At 63.5% G+C, this 2,931-nt stretch carries 3 protein-coding genes; 1 reads left to right on the top strand and 2 read right to left on the bottom strand.

Annotation, left to right across the window (positions count from 1 at the left end):
- Positions 1-408: SDR family NAD(P)-dependent oxidoreductase (locus tag AC1DOC_RS27350; RefSeq protein WP_478130886.1), on the top strand; the 408-nt coding region annotated here is incomplete at its 5' end.
- Positions 409-787: 379 nt separating this feature from the next.
- Here the strand turns inward: AC1DOC_RS27350 and AC1DOC_RS27355 are convergent.
- Complete coding sequence (locus AC1DOC_RS27355; protein ID WP_018903069.1) at positions 788-1,765, bottom strand: tripartite tricarboxylate transporter substrate-binding protein; 978 nt, start codon at positions 1,763-1,765, stop codon at positions 788-790.
- 29 nt (positions 1,766-1,794) lie between these two features.
- The coding region (locus AC1DOC_RS27360) for a mandelate racemase/muconate lactonizing enzyme family protein (protein ID WP_478130887.1) at positions 1,795-2,931 on the bottom strand (1,137 nt) is incomplete at its 5' end.

Genomic DNA, 2,931 nt, shown 5'->3' on the forward strand with positions numbered 1-2,931 from the left:
GTCTACGCCTTCTTGCCGCAACTGGTGGACAAAAGCGACGCGGTGATCGTGAACGTCACCTCTTCGCTCGCATTCGTTCCACTGCCGGCCACGCCCACCTACAACGCAACGAAAGCCGCCCTTCACTCCTTCACCGAGAGCCTGCGCATCCAGGTGGCGGACGCCTCTGTCCAAGTCATCGAAGTGGCGCCACCGGGCGTGCGAACAACGTTGCTGGGCCAGGAAAACGACGAGCAGTCCATGCCGCTGGAAGAATTTCTTTCAGAAACCATGGCACTTCTGCGCGATGAGCCTGAGGCCCAGGAAATTGTCGTAGAACGCGCCAAGTTCATCCGGTACGCAGAAGCCAATGGCACGTACGCCAGTGTCCTGGGAATGCTCTCCGCCGTGAGCGCTTCACGAAACTGAACGACGCGAATCGCGCCGACTCGCGAGCCATAACTGGAGCTTGAAAACGCTCTCCCATGAAAAGCCATGAGCCAATCACTTCTGGCGACCTTCCCGAGAACGAAAGCACCTCACCTATGCCGTAGCACTACGGTTTGTGCGTGCGTCAGCGCGCCGCCTGCCGATGCAAATTCCTTGCTCAAGGCATCTCGATTGCGGGGCGCACTGTCCACGTTGCCTTCGCATCGTCCCCAGCCACGGGGATTGCGAGGCGACCGCGCGTGCCTGCTGGCTTCCCCCCTGCTTCCAGGGTCTCAGCCAGAACGGCGTTCCAGGCTTTCACCACAGGCGGCCCCTTCGAGTTGGCAAGCCCATCGTCATGCGCTTGCACGGCTCGCGCTCAGTCAGCGTATTCGCCGGCTTCCTTGATGACCTTCGACCAGCGGACTTTCTCCGCTTCCACGAACTTCCGGTGACCGGCCGCGGCCAGGCGGTCGTCATTCACCACGGTGAGGCCCAGCGCCTCTTCGCGCTTGATGAGTTCCGGATCCTTCAGTGCGGCGCGAAGCGCCGCGTTCAGCTTTTCCAGCACCGCGGGCGGCGTGCCCTTGGGCGCATACAAGCCGTGCCAGACTTGCACGTCGAAATCCTTGAGCCCGGACTCCGCGAGCGTGGGAGTGTCCTTGAGCGATGGCAGCGGCAGGCGCTTCAGGCTCGTGATGCCGTAGACCTTGACCTTCTTGCCCTCGAGCTGCGGCACGGCGTTGGTGGCCTGCTCGCACATGAGGTCGACCTGGCCGCCGATGAGGTCCGTCATGGCCGGTGCGGTTCCCTTGTAGGGCACCGGGGTCATGCTGGTCTTCAAGGCGCTCTGGAACATCAAGCCGCACAGGTGCGACGCGGAGCCCAGCCCTGCATGGGCCAGGTTGACCTTTCCGCCGTTCGCAGCAATCCACTTGCGCAAGTCCGCGAAGCTGGTGGCTTCCAGGCTCGGCTTGCCGATCACCACGGATGGGGCTTCGTTGATCAGGCCCAGCATTTCGAAGTCATCGGGCACCTTGTAGGGGAGCTTGCGATACAGCGCCGGTGCGGTGGCCATGCCGATGTGATGCACCAGCAGCGTGTAGCCGTCCGGCGTGGCGCGCGCCACCTTGGCCGAGCCGATCGTGCCGCCCGCACCGGCGGCGTTGTCGACGATCACGGTCTGGCCGAGCGGCTTGCGCAGTGCCTCGGCCAGGTCCCGGGCGATCTTGTCGCTCGGGCCGCCGGCCGCGAACGGAACAACCAGCGTGACGGGCTTGTCCGGGAAGTCTGCAGAGGCCAGCGTGGCCGAAGCGAGCAGGACGATGCCCGCGCCGCAGCGCCAAATGCTTTTCATGGTGTTGTCTCCTTTGTGGGCCATCTGCGTCAGGCCGAAAGCGCCTGCATCTCGCGGTACAGATCGGCCTTGCCCTCGAAGCCGATGCCCGGCAGATCGGGCAGGGTCACGAAGCTGTTCTCGACCTTCACGCCGTCCGGGAACCCGCCGAATGGCTGGAACAGGTCGGGGTACGACTCGTTGCCACCGAGGCCAAGGCCGGCAGCGATGTTCAGCGACATCTGGTGCCCGCCGTGCGGGATGCAGCGGCTGGCCGACCAGCCATGTTCCTTCAACATCTCCAGCGTGCGCAGGTACTCCACCAGGCCGTAGCTGAGCGCGCAGTCAAACTGCAGCCAATCGCGGTCCGGGCGCATGCCGCCGTAGCGGATCAGGTTGCGCGCATCCTGCATGGAGAAGAGATCTTCGCCAGTGGCCATTGGGTTCTTGTAGAAATTGCGCAAGGCTGCCTGCAATTCGAAGTCCAGCGGATCGCCCGGCTCCTCGTACCAGAAGAGGTCGTACTGCGACAGGGCCTTGGCATAGGCAATCGCGGTTTCCAGGTCGAAGCGCCCGTTGGCGTCGACGCAGAGCTTCTGGCCGTCCTGCAGCACTTCCATGATCGAGTCGATGCGGCGCAGGTCTTCGTCGAGCGAGGCGCCGCCGATCTTCTTCTTGACGACCGTGTAGCCGCGGTCGATGTAGCTGCGCATTTCGTCCTGGAGCTTCCCATGGTCCTGCCCCGGGTAGTAGTAGCCGCCCGCCGCGTAGACGAAGATCTTGCGGTTGGGCTTGCCGTCGCCATAGCGGTCGGCCAGCAACTGGAACAGCGGCTTGCCTTCGATCTTGGCCACCGCGTCCCACACCGCCATGTCGATGGTGCCAATGGCCACCGAGCGCTCGCCATGGCCGCCCGGCTTCTCATTGGTGAACATCGTGTTCCAGATCTTGTGCGGATCGAGGTTGTCGCCGCTGTCGTCGACGAGGGACGACGGCTTCGCCTCCATGATGCGCGGAATGAATCGCTCGCGCATCAGCTTGCCCTGGCCGTAGCGGCCGTTCGAGTTGAAGCCGTAGCCAACGACGGGCTTGCCATCGCGAATCACGTCGGTGACCACCGCGACAAGGCTCAGGGTCATCTTGCTAAAGTCGATGTAGGCGTTGCGAATGGGCGAGCTGATGGGGAT

The sequence above is a fragment of the Variovorax sp. 01T439_2 genome (assembly GCF_056398445.1).